This window comes from Mesorhizobium sp. WSM4836 (genome assembly GCF_055811815.1).
This window is the reverse complement of record NZ_JBVVQF010000002.1, coordinates 165,112-180,428: the sequence shown is the minus strand read 5'-3', so window position 1 is coordinate 180,428 and position 15,317 is coordinate 165,112. Positions and strand designations below refer to the sequence as shown.

At 64.2% G+C, this 15,317-nt stretch carries 14 protein-coding genes; 11 read left to right on the top strand and 3 right to left on the bottom strand.

The window, feature by feature from the left end; translation table 11 throughout:
• Positions 1-10: 10 nt before the first annotated feature.
• From AC0L2P_RS03095 to AC0L2P_RS03085, 3 genes are all read right to left on the bottom strand, one after another.
• The gene (locus AC0L2P_RS03095; RefSeq protein ID WP_473499795.1) at positions 11-490 is read right to left on the bottom strand and encodes a MarR family winged helix-turn-helix transcriptional regulator; all 480 of its coding nucleotides are present in this window, start codon (positions 488-490) and stop codon (positions 11-13) included.
• Positions 490-2,061, bottom strand: a complete 1,572-nt coding sequence (locus AC0L2P_RS03090; protein ID WP_473499794.1) for a phytoene desaturase family protein — start codon at positions 2,059-2,061, stop codon at positions 490-492. Before AC0L2P_RS03090 ends, AC0L2P_RS03095 begins: the two co-directional genes overlap by 1 nt.
• A 156-nt stretch (positions 2,062-2,217) precedes the next feature.
• Complete coding sequence (locus AC0L2P_RS03085) at positions 2,218-3,009, bottom strand: cyclase family protein (protein ID WP_473499793.1); 792 nt, start codon at positions 3,007-3,009, stop codon at positions 2,218-2,220.
• Between the two features lie 116 nt (positions 3,010-3,125).
• Here AC0L2P_RS03085 and AC0L2P_RS03080 point away from each other — a divergent pair, with 116 nt between their 5' ends.
• The 11 genes from AC0L2P_RS03080 (at position 3,126) to AC0L2P_RS03030 (ending at position 15,123) form a co-directional block, all read left to right on the top strand.
• Entirely contained in the window at positions 3,126-4,700 is a 1,575-nt protein-coding gene (locus tag AC0L2P_RS03080) for a phytoene desaturase family protein (protein ID WP_473499792.1), read from the top strand.
• Between the two features lie 108 nt (positions 4,701-4,808).
• Positions 4,809-6,335: an ABC transporter substrate-binding protein gene (locus tag AC0L2P_RS03075; protein WP_473499791.1), complete on the top strand. Its 1,527-nt coding sequence runs from the start codon at positions 4,809-4,811 to the stop codon at positions 6,333-6,335.
• 64 nt (positions 6,336-6,399) lie between these two features.
• Positions 6,400-7,407 carry an ABC transporter permease gene (locus AC0L2P_RS03070; RefSeq protein WP_473499790.1) on the top strand — a complete coding sequence of 336 codons (1,008 nt, stop codon included), beginning with the start codon at positions 6,400-6,402 and terminating at the stop codon, positions 7,405-7,407.
• Entirely contained in the window at positions 7,400-8,248 is an 849-nt protein-coding gene (locus AC0L2P_RS03065) for an ABC transporter permease (protein ID WP_473499789.1), read from the top strand. Before AC0L2P_RS03070 ends, AC0L2P_RS03065 begins: the two co-directional genes overlap by 8 nt.
• Positions 8,245-9,135: an ABC transporter ATP-binding protein gene (locus tag AC0L2P_RS03060; protein ID WP_473499788.1), complete on the top strand. Its 891-nt coding sequence runs from the start codon at positions 8,245-8,247 to the stop codon at positions 9,133-9,135. Before AC0L2P_RS03065 ends, AC0L2P_RS03060 begins: the two co-directional genes overlap by 4 nt.
• Positions 9,128-9,958 (top strand): ATP-binding cassette domain-containing protein, encoded by an 831-nt coding sequence (locus AC0L2P_RS03055; RefSeq protein ID WP_473499787.1) that lies wholly within the window; start codon positions 9,128-9,130, stop codon positions 9,956-9,958. The genes AC0L2P_RS03060 and AC0L2P_RS03055 overlap by 8 nt, the downstream gene beginning before the upstream one ends.
• An 83-nt stretch (positions 9,959-10,041) precedes the next feature.
• The gene (locus AC0L2P_RS03050) at positions 10,042-10,641 is read left to right on the top strand and encodes a VOC family protein (RefSeq protein ID WP_473499786.1); all 600 of its coding nucleotides are present in this window, start codon (positions 10,042-10,044) and stop codon (positions 10,639-10,641) included.
• A 144-nt stretch (positions 10,642-10,785) separates the two neighbouring features.
• The gene (locus AC0L2P_RS03045; RefSeq protein ID WP_473499785.1) at positions 10,786-13,080 is read left to right on the top strand and encodes a bifunctional salicylyl-CoA 5-hydroxylase/oxidoreductase; all 2,295 of its coding nucleotides are present in this window, start codon (positions 10,786-10,788) and stop codon (positions 13,078-13,080) included.
• A complete protein-coding gene (locus AC0L2P_RS03040) occupies positions 13,077-13,850 on the top strand; it encodes an SDR family NAD(P)-dependent oxidoreductase (RefSeq protein ID WP_473499784.1) in 774 nt (257 codons plus the stop codon). Before AC0L2P_RS03045 ends, AC0L2P_RS03040 begins: the two co-directional genes overlap by 4 nt.
• Positions 13,844-14,314: a MarR family winged helix-turn-helix transcriptional regulator gene (locus AC0L2P_RS03035; protein WP_473499783.1), complete on the top strand. Its 471-nt coding sequence runs from the start codon at positions 13,844-13,846 to the stop codon at positions 14,312-14,314. The genes AC0L2P_RS03040 and AC0L2P_RS03035 overlap by 7 nt, the downstream gene beginning before the upstream one ends.
• Positions 14,311-15,123, top strand: a complete 813-nt coding sequence (locus tag AC0L2P_RS03030; protein ID WP_473499782.1) for an enoyl-CoA hydratase family protein — start codon at positions 14,311-14,313, stop codon at positions 15,121-15,123. The genes AC0L2P_RS03035 and AC0L2P_RS03030 overlap by 4 nt, the downstream gene beginning before the upstream one ends.
• The last annotated feature ends 194 nt before the right edge of the window (positions 15,124-15,317 follow it).

The following is a 15,317-nucleotide window of genomic DNA, read 5'->3' as shown; positions in this document are numbered from 1 at the left end:
CGTAAGATTGTCAGATGTCGTGCTTGCGAATGTTCTTCAGCATCTTCTGCAGCGTGGCGATCAGCGCCGCGTATTCGGCATCGTCGATGTCGTCGAACATCGTCTCGAAAGCGTCGTGCATGGCCGGCCAGGCGCGCGCGAACTCGGCGCGGCCATCGTCGGTCAGGAACACATGGCGAATACGGCTGTCGATGACCCCCTGCTCGCGCCGCACAAACCCTTGCCCCTCCAGCGTGTCGAGCGTCCGGCTCAAGGTCGACTGCTCGATGACGGTATAGACCGAGAGATCGTTGACGGTGACGCCATCGGTGACCGACAGCACGGCCAGCGTCCTCACCTGCGGAATGGTCAGGCCCTGCCTGCGGAAATTGTCGCGCAAGGTGGCGTTGTAGCGGCCCATGATGCGGTTCATCAGATAGGGCGCGAATTGCTGCAGGCCGATCTGGCCCAAAGTCGAGATGCGCTGGCGCTTTTCAACCTTCTGTTCCATCACAACCTCCCCGCCAGCAGGAAGCCGGAGCCGCCGCCAAGCCCCGCGCCGGGATGGGTCGAAGCGCCGATATGATAGAGCCCCTTGACCCCGGTGGCGTGATTGCGGCTCGTCTTGAACGGCCGCCACAGGAACGATTGGTCGATGGTCGAGGAGCCGCCATAGGGATCGCCGCCGACCAGATTGATGTTCATCGCTTCCAGGTCGGCCGGCGAATAGGCGCGACGTGCGATGACGCTGTCCTTGAACCCGTCGATATGGCTGGCAAGGATGGCTTCGGCACGGTCGGCATAGGTTTCGCGCAGCGTCTCGGTCCAGCGGCCGTCCGCAGACGTCTCGAGCTTGCCGGCTGCATCACCGTTTATCTGCCGTGGCGCCTCGGGAAGTTGCAGCCACAGGATCGCCTTGCCGTCCGGGCAGCGCGACGGGTCGAGCGCGTGCGGCTGGCCGACGCAGATGGTCGGCACCTCCGGGAGCATGCCGCGCACGGCCTCGTTGCAGGCCTTCGAGACGCCGTCGAGCCCCGGCGTCAGATGCAGCAGCGCGACCTTGTCCAGGCCCTCGCCGCGCCATGCCGGCGGCCTGTCCAAGGCATAGTGGATCTGGAAATTGCCCTTGCCGTAGCGGTATTTTTGCGCTGCCTCGACGTCGGTTTTCGGGGTCGCGTCGCCGAGCAGCCGCCCGTAGAGTTGGGTCGGCGTGACCGAGCAGATAACGCTCTTCTTCGCGTTGATCGTTTCGCCCGAAGTCAGCCGCACACCGGTGGCGCGGCCTCCGCTTTGCACGATGGCCGCGACGTCGGCACCGGTGCGGATTTCGCCGCCACGTTCCCTGATCAGGGCTTCGAAGGCGGACAGCAGGTTCCCAGTGCCGCCCTTGACGACCGGTGCGCCGGCCGCCTCTAGCGCGAAGGCGATAACCCTAGCGATCTGGCCGGAGAACGCGTCTTCAGGCCCGAGGCCGGCATGCAGCACCCAGGGCGCCCACAGCGCGCGCATGGTTTCCGACTGGTAGGTGCTTTCCAGCCAGCCACGCGCCGGCACCAGCGCGTCGCCGAGAAAGGTGGCAAGGCCGCGCGGGCCGCGCCGCCAGGCTTCGCCCGCCAGCAGTTTCATCGTCGGATAGGACCACAGGCTGCCGCCGAGCAGCTCGAACAGCAGGCCGGCATTGCGCTCGATCTCGCCGACATCGTTGGCGTGCCGGTCGCCGTCACCCGCGGCGATTGCATTGATCGCCGCTACATTGGCGGTGCGGTTGGTGCGCAGGACGGCATGGCTGCCGTCCGGGCGCAGCACGCCGGTCGGCGTGGAGGTGTTGCAAAACTCCAGGCCGTGCCGCGCCAGATCCTTACCCAGAGCCGCATAGGCCGGTGAGGTGATGAACAGAACGAAGGTCGTCGCCATCACATCGTGGATGAAGCCGGGCGCGGTGATTTCTTCGGTACGCACGCAGCCGCCGATGCGGTCGTTGCGCTCGAGCACCAACACCTTCGCCCCCTTGCCACCGAGCATCGCCGCGCAGACCAGCGCGTTGATGCCGCTGCCGACGATGATGTGATCGGGAGCGCTCATCAATGCGTGCTCCTAGCCGGCAGGAGGTGGGATTCAATCGCGCAAGGTCGCGTTCCTTCGCGCCGTAGAGCCGCAGCCTTGCAGGTCTGCTGCTCCCAATTCGTCACCACATGGCTGCCTGCAAGCATGATCTTCTCCCGAAGACCGCCACCCGTCCTATTGTCTCGGCACCAGCGCCAGCGCGCGGATCGGACTGCCGGTGCCGTGCTCGATCTTGAGCGGTGCCGCGATCAGGATCGCGCCTTTCGGCGGCAGCCGCTCGAGGTTGCAGAGGCTGGCGAGGCCGTAGCGGTTGGCCTTGTGCATCAGGCTGTGCGCCGGGAACGGCGGCTCCATTCCCCCTGCTTTGCCAGCATCAGTCCCGATCGTCTCGCTGCCCCAGCCTTTGATGTCCTTGCCGATCAGGTACTGGATAGCTTCGGCGGTCGGGCCGGGCGTGTGCGGGCCGGTCTCGTCGGCGTTCAGGAATTCGGCTTCCGAGCCGTTGCGCTTGTACCAGTCGGTGCGCATCACCACCCATTCACCGGCGTTGATCGTGCCGTGCTCGGCTTCCCACGCCTTGATATGATCGACGGTGAGCAGGAAATCGTGATCGGCTGCCGCTTGCTTCGAGCAGTCGATGACATTGACCGGGCCGACGAAATTCTGAACCGGAATGGTGTCGGTGGCACCGTCCGGATAATCCTTGCCGGTGATCCAGTGCTGCGGCGCGTCGAAATGCGTGCCCGAATGTTCGCCGAGCTTCAGCCAGTTCCATGCCCACCACGGACCGTTCTTGTCATAGTGGGAGATGGCGTGGATCTCGATCTTCGGCGTGTCGACCGCCAGTTCCGGCGGCAGCTTGATCAGCGGCGTGTCGGGCCCGAGCGGCGCCGTCAGGTCGACCACCTGGATGGCGCCAGAAAGCAGCTGGCCGGCGACTTCGCCGAGGAGTTGTTGTGTGTGCATGGTCTCTGTTCCCTCTTTCTCGATGGTGCTGAAGGCTCTCGCGGCCCTTAATATCCTACTAGACGAAAACATATGCATCTGCAATTATCTTTAAGCATAAAGGAAATGGGACGGGCGTGAGCGAGTTCGACGCCATATTTGTCGGGGCAGGCCACAACAGTCTGGCATGCGCCGCGCATCTGGCGCTTAAGGGCTGGAAAACAGGGGTTTTCGAACGCAACGCAGCGATCGGCGGCGCCGTCCAGACGCGCGAATTCACGCTTCCGGGCTTCCGGCACGATTTCGGCGCAATGAATCTCAGCCTGTTCGCCGGCTCCGCCTTTCACAAGAAATATGCAAATGAATTGAAAACCCACGGGCTGGAATTCGTGCCGGTGGCCGACTGTTTTGCCAGTGCCTTCCCCGACGGCCGCTGGTTCGGCATCAGTAGCGATCTGGAAGAAACCGCTGCACGGATGGCCGCGTTCTCGGCGACCGACGCCGCCACGTGGCGCCGCTTGGTTGCGGCATTCCCGGCGGAGGCCGAGCATCTGTTGCGGCTGCTGGGCTCGCCGATGAGCGGCCGTGCGCTCGCCGGCACCGCCTGGAACCTGTGGCGCAAGAAGGGTTTTGCTGGCGCGCTCGATACCGGGCGGTTGCTGCTTTCGTCACCCCGTGCCTGGCTCGAGGAGACTTTCCAGTCACCGCATGTCAGGGCGACGCTCGCCACCTGGGGCATGCATCTCGACTTCGCCCCCGATATCGCCGGCGGCGCGGTGTTTCCTTACCTCGAATCCATGGCCAACCAGTGCTTCGGCATGGTGCTCGGCAGGGGCGGCGCCGACACCATCATCCGCGCATTGTCGGGCGTGCTCACGGCCGCCGGCGGCAAGATCGTCACTGGGGCTGATGTCGCCGAGATCACGGTTTCCGCCGGCAAGGCGACCGGCGTGCGGCTTGCTTCAGGCGAGACCCACACCGCCACCAAGGCCGTCATCGCCGGTGTCGCGCCCAAGGCGCTGACCGGGAAACTGTTGCCTAATGGATCGGGCGACGCTGCCTTCGACACGGCCATGAAAAAATTCCGCCACGCGCCGGGAACGATGATGATTCACCTGGCGCTCGACGATCTGCCGGACTGGCGTGCCGGCGTCGAGCTTCGGCAGTTCGCCTATGTGCATCTGTCGCCGTCCCTCGACGCCATGTCGCGAACCTACCAGCAGGCGATGTCCGGCATGCTGCTGGACGAGCCGGTGCTGGTCGTCGGCCAGCCGACGGCGGTCGATCCCTCGCGCGCGCCGGACGGCAAGCACGTGCTTTGGGTGCAGGTGCGGATGCTGCCAGCCGAGATTGTGGGCGATGCGGCGGGCACCATCGAGGCGGCTCACTGGGACGAGGCTAAGGAGCACTACGCCGAGCGCGTCCTCGACATTATCGAGCGCTATGCGCCCGGCCTTCGCCGGAAGGTCCTCGGCCGCGCCGTGTTCTCGCCCATCGACCTCGAACGCGAGAACCCGAACCTTGTCGGCGGCGACCAGATCTGCGGCAGCCATCATCTGACGCAGAATTTCCTGTTTCGGCCGGCGCGCGGTTACGCCGGCTGGAACACGCCGGTCGGCAATCTGCACCTGACCGGGGCGGCAACATGGCCGGGCGCCGGCACCGGGGCGGGCTCGGGCTTCATGCTCGCGCAACAACTTGGCGGGAGGTAAAGCCGTAATTTTCAACTAGGGTGAAGGAGGACAAGGCGCGGTTGCCCAAGGAGCCTGAACCCACGAAACGACAACGACACCGCGCATAAAAGCAACAGGGGAACGACCATGACAATCAACAGACGAGAATTGCTCGGATACGGCGCGGCCGCGCTTGGCGCCACGGCGCTCGGCCTGCCGCAGATCGCCAAGGCTGCCGGCGAACTGACCATCGCCTACAATGTTAACCTGCCGTCCTGGGACCCGACCACCGGGCCTTCGGCGGTCAACCCGACCATCCAGGGCCTCTACCAGTCGGTGTTCGACCAGTTCATCCCGCAGAAGCCGGACCTTTCCTTCGCGCCCGGCCTGCTCACCGAATGGGGCTGGAACGAAGATCGCAGCAAGATCATGATGACGGTGCGCGAGGGCGTCACCTGGCATGACGGCTCGCCATTCACGGCCGAAGACGTGGTCTGGTCGCTGCAGCGGGCGGGCGACGAGAAGACCGGCAACCCGATCCAGTTCGTCTGGAAGAACGTCAACAACTTCAAGATCGACGGCAACAAGGTCACCGGCGACGTCGTGCAATTCGACCCGGTGTATTTCAAGTGGATGTCGTTCCTGACCGGCTACATCATGCCGAAGGCCTATTACGAAAAGGTCGGCGCCGAGGGCTTCGAGAAAGCCCCGATCGGCACCGGGCCTTATATGGTCGACAAATTCGAGCGCAATGCCTTCCTGCAGCTCAAGGCCAACCCGAACTACTGGGGCGGCAAGCCGGCCTTCGAAAACGTGACCATCAAGTTTGTCACCGATGCGGCGAGCCGCGTCGCCGAGATCGAGTCCGGTTCCTCGCAGGTGACGCTGGAAATCTCCTATGAGGAATATGACCGCCTGATCGCCAAGGACGGGCTTGCCGGCTCATGCAAGAACGTTTCCGACATCGGCATGATCTTCTTCAACGATATCGATGTGATGCTGGACAAGAACATCCGCCAGGCGGCGGTCATGGCGGTCGACAAGAAGCTGCTGGTCGATCGGTTGCTGCGCGGCTACGGCCGGCCCATCGATACGCTGGAGACGCCGGAATACGCCGCCTACGATGCGTCGATCAAGGTGGAGCACAATCCGGACAAGGCCAAGGAACTGCTGGCCGCCTCCGGCTATTCGCCGGAAAAGCCGGTCAAGTTCACGATACAGACGACCAAGGGCTTCAAGCCCAAGGATTATGAGATGATCCAGGCGATCGTCGGCATGTGGCGCAAGGTCGGCATCGAGGCGACGATCGAGGTCTACGAGATCGCCAAGCACTACGAGCTGCGCGCCGCCGACAAGCTGGCGCCAGCGGCCTTCTACAATTGGGGCAATGCCATCGGCGATCCCACCACCTCGACCGGCTTTGCCATGTATGGCCCAAGCCCGCATTCGGTGTGGGACAGCCAGGATCTGATCGACATGATCAATCCATTGTGGGGCGAGAAGGACGAGGCCAAGCGCATCGCCGGCTGGAAGGCCGTCGACAAATACATCGCCGAACAGGCCTATGTGCTGCCGCTGATCCAGTATGCGCAACCGATCGTGCATGCCAAGGGCGTCAATGTCGTGCAGCATGTGTCCGGCGCACTTCTGCCGGCGCTGATGAGCCCGGCCTGAGACGGTCTTCGGCTTGCCGCGCGCCGTCCGGAATGACGGCGCGCATTTTCCGCCACGGGCGACCATGCTGCTGCATAGATTCCTGATCCGTCTTCTGACGATGGCGATCACGCTGTTCGGCGTGGCCGTCGTCGTCTTCGTCGTCATCCGCGTGGCGCCGGGCGACCCGATCGCGATGATGCTGCCGCCCGGCGCCACCGGTGCCGACATCGCGCAGCTGCGCGCGCTTTACGGGCTCGACAAGACCATCGTCCAGCAGTTCTTCATCTGGCTGGCTGGTGTCGTCAGGGGCGATTTCGGCACTTCGATCTCGTTGCGGCAGGACGTGCTGGGGTTGGTCTTCAATCGCCTCCCGGCAACGCTGGAACTCGCCGTCGTCGCGCTCCTGATGGCGGTGGCGATCGGCGGCACGACGGCAATCCTCGGCGCGCGCGAGCGCGGCACCGCGGTCGAAGCCGGCATCGACATTGCCAGCGGTGCGGCGCTTTCGATTCCCGATTTCCTATGGGGCCTGGTGCTGATCCTTCTGTTCGGCGTCCTGGTGCCTATCTTCGACATTTCCGGCCGGGTGTCGCCGCAGCTAGACCTGCCCTTCGTCTCCCAGTTCTACCTGTTCGAGAGCATCGTACGGTTGCGATTCGACCTGACCAAGGACCTTTTGGCGCACATGCTGATGCCGGCCGTGGCCTTGGCGCTGCCGCTGGCCGCGATCATCTCGCAGCTCTTGAAACAGTCGCTGAAGGAAGTGCTCGACCTCGACTATGTCGTGCTGGCGCGGGTAAAGGGCTTTTCGGAAACGCAGGTCATCCTACGCGAAGCGCTGAAGAATGCCGCCCTGCCGACACTGACGCTAGTCGGCGTGCAGTTCACCTTCCTGATCGGCGGTACGGTCATCGTCGAGCGGCTGTTTTCCTATGAGGGTCTCGGCAACATGGCAATCGATGCCGTCATCAACCGCGACCTGCCGCTGATCCAGGGCATCGTGCTGGTCTTCGCGCTGCTGTTCGTGCTGATCAATCTTGGCGTCGACATGATGTATGCGCTGCTCAATCCGAGGCTGCGCCATGGATGAGGCCCGTATTTCAAGACATGGCTCGCGGGCACGCCTATGGCTGGCCGGCGGCTGGCTGCTGATTGCGCTGCTTGCCGCAATTTTCGCGCCGCTGGTCGCACCGCAGGACCCGCTGGCGCAGGATTTGATGCTGGAGCGGCTGCCGCCGATCTGGCTGAACGGTGCAGAGCCCGGCTATTGGCTCGGCACCGACAGCCTCGGCCGCGATCTCCTGTCGCGGCTGATCTTCGGTTCCCGCATCGCCTTCATCGTCGCCTTCGCGGCAGCTCTTGCCGCCTGCCTGGTCGGCTCGACCCTCGGGCTGATCGCCGGCTATTTCGGCGGCTGGGCCGACCGCATCATCTCGCGCGTTGTCGATGTCTGGATGGCGTTTCCGCCGGTGCTGTTTGCCATCCTTTTGGTTGCCGTGCTCGGCACGGGCTTGAGCTCCGTCATCATCGCCATCGCCGTCATCGACTGGACGCGCTTCTGCCGAGTGGTCCGCGCCGAGACCATGGGCCAATCGCGCATGGATTATGTCGAGAACGCCCGCATCGCCGGCTACGGCCGCATCGGCATCATGCTGCGCGAAGTGCTGCCCAATGTGGTGCCGTCGATCGTCGCACTGCTGTCGCTGGAGATGGGCATTGCCATCATCGTCGAGGCGATCCTGTCCTTCGTCAATCTGTCGATCTCGACCGACGACCCGACCTGGGGCGGCATCATCGCAGAGGGTCGCCTGTCGATCCATCAGGCCTGGTGGGTGCTCGTGTTCCCCCTGGTCACCCTGATCCTGACGGTGCTGTCGTTGAGCCAGTTCGGCGAAGGTCTCAGGGCACGTTTCGATCCGGTGCTGCGATGAGCGCGCCGGCGAAATCCTGCCTCGACATACGCGACCTTAGCGCGGTGCTGCCTAATGGCTTGCGCGTGCTGCGCTCGGTATCGCTCTCCGTTCAGCCCGGCGAGGTCCGCGCGCTGGTTGGCGAGAGCGGTGCCGGCAAGACGATGATCGGCAAGGCCGTGCTCGGCGTGCTGCCGCCGAGCGTGCGTATCGTCGAAGGCGATATGCTGCTCGAGGGCGAGGATCTGGGCCGGCTGGCACCCAAGGCAAGGCGCACACTGATCGGCGCACGCACCGCGCTGATCCCGCAAGACCCGCTCACGGCGCTCAATCCGTCACGGCGCATCGGCCCGCAAATGACCGACCGGCTGGTGCGCATCCTCGGCTGGAGCGGCGAGAAGGCCGATGCGTGCGTCCGCCAATTGCTGGACGAGGTGCAAATCCGCGACCCCGAGCGTGTCCTCAAATGCTATCCGCACGAGCTGTCCGGCGGCATGCGCCAGCGCGTGCTGATCGCCGCGGCGTTCGCAGCCGAACCAAGGCTGATCGTCGCCGACGAGCCGACCACGGCGCTCGACGTGACCGTGCAGAAGCAGATCCTGCGGCTGATCGCGCAATTGCAGCGCGAGCACGGCACGGCGATCCTGTTCGTCACCCACGATCTCGGCGTCGTCGCCAAGATCAGCCAGAAAGTTTCCGTGCTCTATGCCGGCAAGGTGGTGGAGGAGGCCGAGACGGCTGCCCTCTTCGCCGCCCCGCGGCACCCCTATACGCGGGCACTGATGTCTGCGACGCCGCGCTACACCGATCCGCTTGCATTGCTGAAACCGGTGGACGAGGCGGTGCTGGCCGGGCTGGCGGCCGAGATCGCCGCCGCTGATCACGCATGGATGCCGCTCCATGGCTGAGCCGCTATTTTCTGTGCGCGGGCTGAAGGTCGCGCTACCCGACATGACGCGCAAGCCGCTGATCGGCCGGCCGCCGCTGGCCGAGATCCTGAAGGGCCTCGATTTCGACTTGCCCAGGGGCTCGGTGACCGGCATCGTCGGCGAATCCGGCTCCGGCAAATCGACGCTTGGCCGCGCCTTGGTGCGGCTTTTGGAGCCCAGCGCCGGCAACGTCATCTTCGACGGCCGCGACATTACGCATCTCCCGGAGGCGGAGCTCCGACCGCTGCGCCGCCATCTGCAGATGATTTTTCAGGATCCGATGTCGTCGCTCAATCCGCGCCGTACCATCGCCAGCATCATCGCAGCGCCGCTCAAGCAGAATGGCCTTGGCGACAATCTGAAAGCCCGAGTTGCTGAAGCGCTTCACCGCGTCGGCCTGCCGCAAGGCTTCGCCAGCCGCTACCGTCACGAATTGTCGGGCGGCCAGCGCCAGCGCGTCGGCATTGCCCGGGCGCTGGCGCTGTCGCCGAAATTCGTGCTGGCCGACGAAATCGTCTCCGGCCTCGACGTCTCGACACAGGCGCAGATCCTGACGCTGCTGGAAAAACTCGCCGCCGAAATGGGCCTGACCGTTGCCTTTATCAGCCATGATCTGTCTGTGATCCGGCGGCTCTGCCGGCAAGTGGTCGTCATGCGCGAAGGCGCGATCGTCGAAGCCAGCGCGACGGATACTTTATTCCAGAAACCGCAGCAGGCCTACACGCGCGACCTGCTCGCCGCCATTCCGCTGCCCGAGATCGATAGCGATTGGCTGCTGCCGGCCGCGAAATCCCCGGCATGAGAAAGCTCAACGCATCAGCACGGCGAAAAGCGGGCCTCGGACGTGCATCGACAAGTCAGCTCGCGAAACGGAGGAGAACTGGAATGAAATACGCAATCAGAAACACGATGCTCGCGGCCGCTCTGCTCGGCCCGATGGGAGCAGCCTCGGCTGATTCGATTCCCGGCATGCGCGGCCACGACCACACCGGCGTCACCGTCCCCGACATGCAGCAGGCGGTCGATTTCTTCACCGAAGTGGTTGGCTGCAAGAAGGCGATGTCGTTCGGCCCGTTCGCCGACGACAAGGGCACATTCATGCAGGATCTGCTGGGGGTCGATCCCAAGTCGGTGATCGAGGAGATCACGTTGGTCCGCTGCGGACACGGGTCGAACATCGAGCTGTTCAAATACACCGCGCCGGACCAAAAGGACCTGACGCCTCGCAACAGCGACATAGGCGGCTTCCATATCGCCTTCTATGTCGACGACATCGCCGCCGCAAAAGCCTATCTTGACGGCAAAGGCGTCAAGACGCGGATGGGGCCGCTGCCGGTTACCGAAGGCCCGGCTGCCGGCCAGACCATCCTCTATTTCCAGGCGCCTTGGGGCTTGCAGTTGGAAGCGATCAGCTATCCCAATGGCATGGCCTATGAAAAAGATGCGGAGACGGTGCTGTGGAGCCCGAAGGACCCGGAAAAATAGCCCGGGGCGTCCATGGCCTCGGCAAGCCGACTTCCGCCAAGACGGGTTATCTGGGGCCGATTGTTTCAATCCTGAAACTTCAAGCTTGAATTAATCCGCCTCAGGCGTAAACTCGACAGAAAGAAGCGAAGAGGAGATCGCACGATGAAAGTTGCGGTTCTCGGCGGCGGACCAGCCGGGCTCTACTTTGCAATTTCGCTGAAGCTCAGGGATGCCGCGCATGAAGTGACGGTGTTCGAGCGGAATCGTGCCGATGATACGTTCGGCTGGGGCGTCGTGCTGTCGGCCGAAACGCTGGAGAACCTGACCAAAAACGACCCGGTCAGCGCCGTCTGGATCCGCAAGCATTTTGCCTATTGGGACGATATCGCCGTTATCCATGACGGCGTGCGCACGGTCTCGACCGGTCATGGCTTTTGCGGCATCGGCCGCAAGCGGCTGCTCACGCTGCTGCAGCGGCGGGCGCGCGAACTCGGCGTCAAGCTGGTCTTCGAAACCGACATCGCCGATCCAAAGCCCTATATGGAGACGCACGATCTGGTCGTCGCCGCCGACGGGCTGAACTCGAAAGCGCGGGGCGCCTTCGTCGACGTGTTCAAGCCCGATATCGACGTCCGTAAATGCAAGTTCGTCTGGCTCGGCACCCACCAGAAATTCGATGATGCCTTCACTTTCATCTTCGAGAAAACCGAGCATGGCTGGGTATGGGCGCATGCCTACCAGTTCGACAGTGACACCGCGACCTTCATCGTCGAATGCAGCGAGCAGACCTGGCAGCGCTTCGGCTTCGGCGCGATGTCGCAGCAGGAATCGATTGCTGTTTGCGAGCGTATCTTTGCCCGCCATCTCGGCGGCCACGCGCTGATGACCAACGCCAATCATATCCGCGGCTCGGCCTGGATCAATTTCCCGCGCGTCTTGTGCGAACGCTGGTCCTACAAGAACCTGGCGCTGATGGGCGACGCGGCGGCGAGCGCGCATTTCTCGATCGGTTCCGGCACCAAGCTGGCGCTGGAAAGCGCGGTGGCGCTGGCCGACTATGTCGAGTCCGAGCCGGACCTGGAGGCCGCGTTCCGCAAATATGAGGACGCCCGGCGCACCGAAGTGCTGAAGCTGCAGTCGGCGGCGCGTAATTCGCTCGAATGGTTCGAGGAGGTCGAGCGCTATCTCGGCCTCGATCCGGTGCAGTTCAACTATTCGCTGCTGACGCGTTCGCAGCGCATCAGTCACGAGAATTTGCGGCTGCGCGATGCCGAATGGCTGGCCGGCGCCGAGGAATGGTTCCAGCGTCAGGCCGGTGCCGGCGGCAACAGTCTGCGTCGCGCGCCGATGTTCGCGCCATTTCGGCTGCGCGACATGACGCTGCAGAACCGCGTCGTCGTCTCGCCGATGGCACAGTACAAGGCGGTCGACGGCTGTCCGACCGACTGGCATTTCGCCCATTACGCCGAACGGGCCAAGGGCGGCGCCGGCCTCCTCTACATCGAGATGACCTGCGTCAGCGCGGAGGGCCGCATCACGCCTGGCTGCCCCGGTTTCTATGCGCCCGAGCATGAGGTCGCCTGGAAGCGGCTGGTGGATTTCGTCCATGCCGAGACCGAGGCCAAGATCTGCGCCCAGATCGGCCATTCCGGCGGCAAAGGATCAACGCGACTCGGCTGGCAAGGAACCGACGTGCCGCTGCCTTCGGGCAACTGGCCGGTCATGGCGGCATCTTCCGTACCGTGGTCGCCGCAGAACCAGGTGCCCAAGGCGATGGACCGGGCCGACATGGACATGGTGCGCGACCAGTTTGTCGCCTCGGCCGAGATGGCGGCGCGCTGCGGCTTCGATATGCTCGAAATCCACGCCGCGCACGGCTATCTCCTGTCCTCCTTCATCACGCCCCTGACCAACCGGCGCACCGACACCTATGGCGGCTCGCTGGAAAACCGCATGCGCTACCCCTTGGAAATCTTTCATGCGGTGCGCGCCGCGTGGCCGGCCGAGAAGCCGATCTCGATGCGCATCTCCGCCAATGACTGGCTAGGTATCGAAGGCGTGACGCCGGCCGATGCCGTCGAGATCGCGCGGCTGCTGCGTGAGGCCGGCGTAGACATCTGCGACGTATCGGCCGGCCAGACTTCGGCCGTGGCAAGGCCGGTCTATGGCCGCATGTTCCAGACGCCGTTTTCCGATCGCATCCGCAACGAGGTCGGGATGGCGACGATGGCGGTCGGCAATATCTATGAGCCGGACCACGTCAACTCGATCCTGATGGCCGGCCGCGCCGATCTCGTCGCACTGGCTAGGCCGCATCTTACCGATCCCTATTGGACGCTGCACGCGGCCGTCACGCTTGGCGATCGCGGCGTCAAATGGCCGGATCCCTATCTGCCCGGCCGCGACCAGCTCTACCGGCTGGCCGAGCGCGAAGCGGCAGCGGGGTTGAAAGTATGAGTGCAGCCGCGACGATTTCGGGGCGCCATGCGCTGGTCACCGGCGGCGGCTCCGGCGTCGGCCGCGCGATCGCGCTGGCGCTGGCCGGCGCCGGCGTCGACGTGACCATCTGCGGCCGGCGCGAAGCGGCGCTGGCTGCGGTCGCCGCCGAGAACAAACGCATCTTCGCCAATGCCGCCGACGTCACCGACGAGGCATCGATGGCGTCGCTCTACGAGGCCGCGGAAGCGGCGCGCGGACCGTTCGACATCGTCGTTGCCAATGCCGGCATGTCCGGCAGTGCCCCGGCGCAGCGGACCTCGCTGGCGGACTGGCAGCGCACGTTCGACGTCAACCTGACCGGTGCGTTCCTGACGGTGAAGCCGGCGTTGGCCGGCATGGTCGCGCGCAAGACTGGCCGTATCATCTTCGTCGCTTCCACCGCCGGACTGAAAGGCTATCCCTATGTCGCAGCTTATGTCGCAGCCAAGCATGGCGTCGTCGGCTTGATGCGGGCACTAGCCGTCGAGACCGCCAAGTCCGGCATAACAGTGAATGCCGTGTGCCCAGGGTTTGTCGAAACCGAGATGCTGGAGAATGCCGTCCAGCGCATCGTCGAGACGACCGGCCGCTCGACCGAGCAGGCGCGAACAAGCCTTGCCGCGACCAACCCGCAAGGCCGCTTCATCCAGCCGGAGGAAATTGCGGCCGCCGTGCTTTATCTGTGTGGCGACGCCGCGCGGTCGATCACCGGACAGACGATTTCGATCTCCGGAGGTGAGACATGGTAGCAGGTCCCCTGCCCGCCCCGTCCGGACCCGGCAAGGACCGCCTGCGGCTCTGGATACGCCTGCTGCGCGCCTCGCGCACCATCGAGGCCGAGCTGCGCGAGCGGTTGCGGCGAGAGTTCAACACGACGCTGCCACGCTTCGACGTGATGGCCGCGCTGTACAGGGCGCCCGAGGGCATGCTGATGAGCGATCTTTCCCGGTTCCTGCTGGTGTCCAACGGCAATGTCACGGGCATCATCGACCGGCTGGTCTCGGAAGGATTGGTGATGCGGGCCCGACGCAATGGCGACCGCCGCACCTCGATGGTGCGGCTGACGGAAGAGGGATCGAAGACTTTCGCCGTAATCGCCGCCGCGCATGAAAGATGGGTCGGCGAATTGCTGGGCAATGTGAGCGAGGACGAGGCCCGCCGGCTGACCGGCATGCTGACCTCCTTCCGCAGCAATTGGGAGGGACGGGAATGACGAAGCTGGCCGGCCGCAAGCCGAAGCATTTCCTCTGGCAGGTCGAAGGCAAGATCGCAAGGATCCGGCTCGATCGGCCGGAGCGCAAGAACCCGCTGACCTTCGACAGCTATGCCGAATTGCGCGACATTTTTCGCGACCTTGTCTACGCCGATGACATCGATGCCGCGGTGTTCCTGCCCAATGGCGGCAATTTCTGCTCGGGCGGCGACGTCCACGAAATCATCGGCCCGCTGGTCAAGATGGACATGAAGGCGCTGCTCGCCTTCACCCGCATGACGGGCGATTTCGTCAAGGCGATGCTGAATTGCGGCAAGCCGATTATCGCGGCGGTCGACGGCGTGGCGGTCGGCGCCGGTGCCATCATCGCGATGGCCTCCGATATCCGCATCGCCACGCCTCAAGCCAAGACGGCTTTCCTGTTTACCCGCGTCGGCCTTGCCGGCTGCGACATGGGCGCATGCGCGATCCTGCCGCGCATCATTGGCCAGGGCCGCGCCGCCGAGCTGCTCTACACCGGCCGCACGATGAGCGCCGAGGAAGGCGAGCGCTGGGGCTTCTACAACCGGCTGGTCGATGCCGCAACGCTCGAGGCCGACGCGCTCGACATGGCCGCCCGCATCGTTTCCGGTCCGACCTTCGCCCATGGCATGACCAAGACGCAGCTGAATCAGGAATGGTCGATGGGTCTCGACCAGGCTATCGAAGCGGAAGCGCAGGCGCAGGCGATCTGTATGCAGACCCGCGATTTCGAGCGGGCGTACACGGCTTTCATGGCTAAGGAGAAGCCGGTGTTCGAGGGGGATTGAGATGGAAGGTTCGGCTGAGTCCACAAAAAAAGACAGGTTGGCGGGACAGCGCCCCCCTGTGTCCTGCCGGACATCTCCCCCACGAGGGGGGAGATTGGCAGCTTCAGCGACCCGCCCACTCTTGCACCGTCAGAGATTGGCGAAAGCCGGGGTGACGGCCGATCTCCCCCCCAGTGGGGGAGATGTCAGGCAGG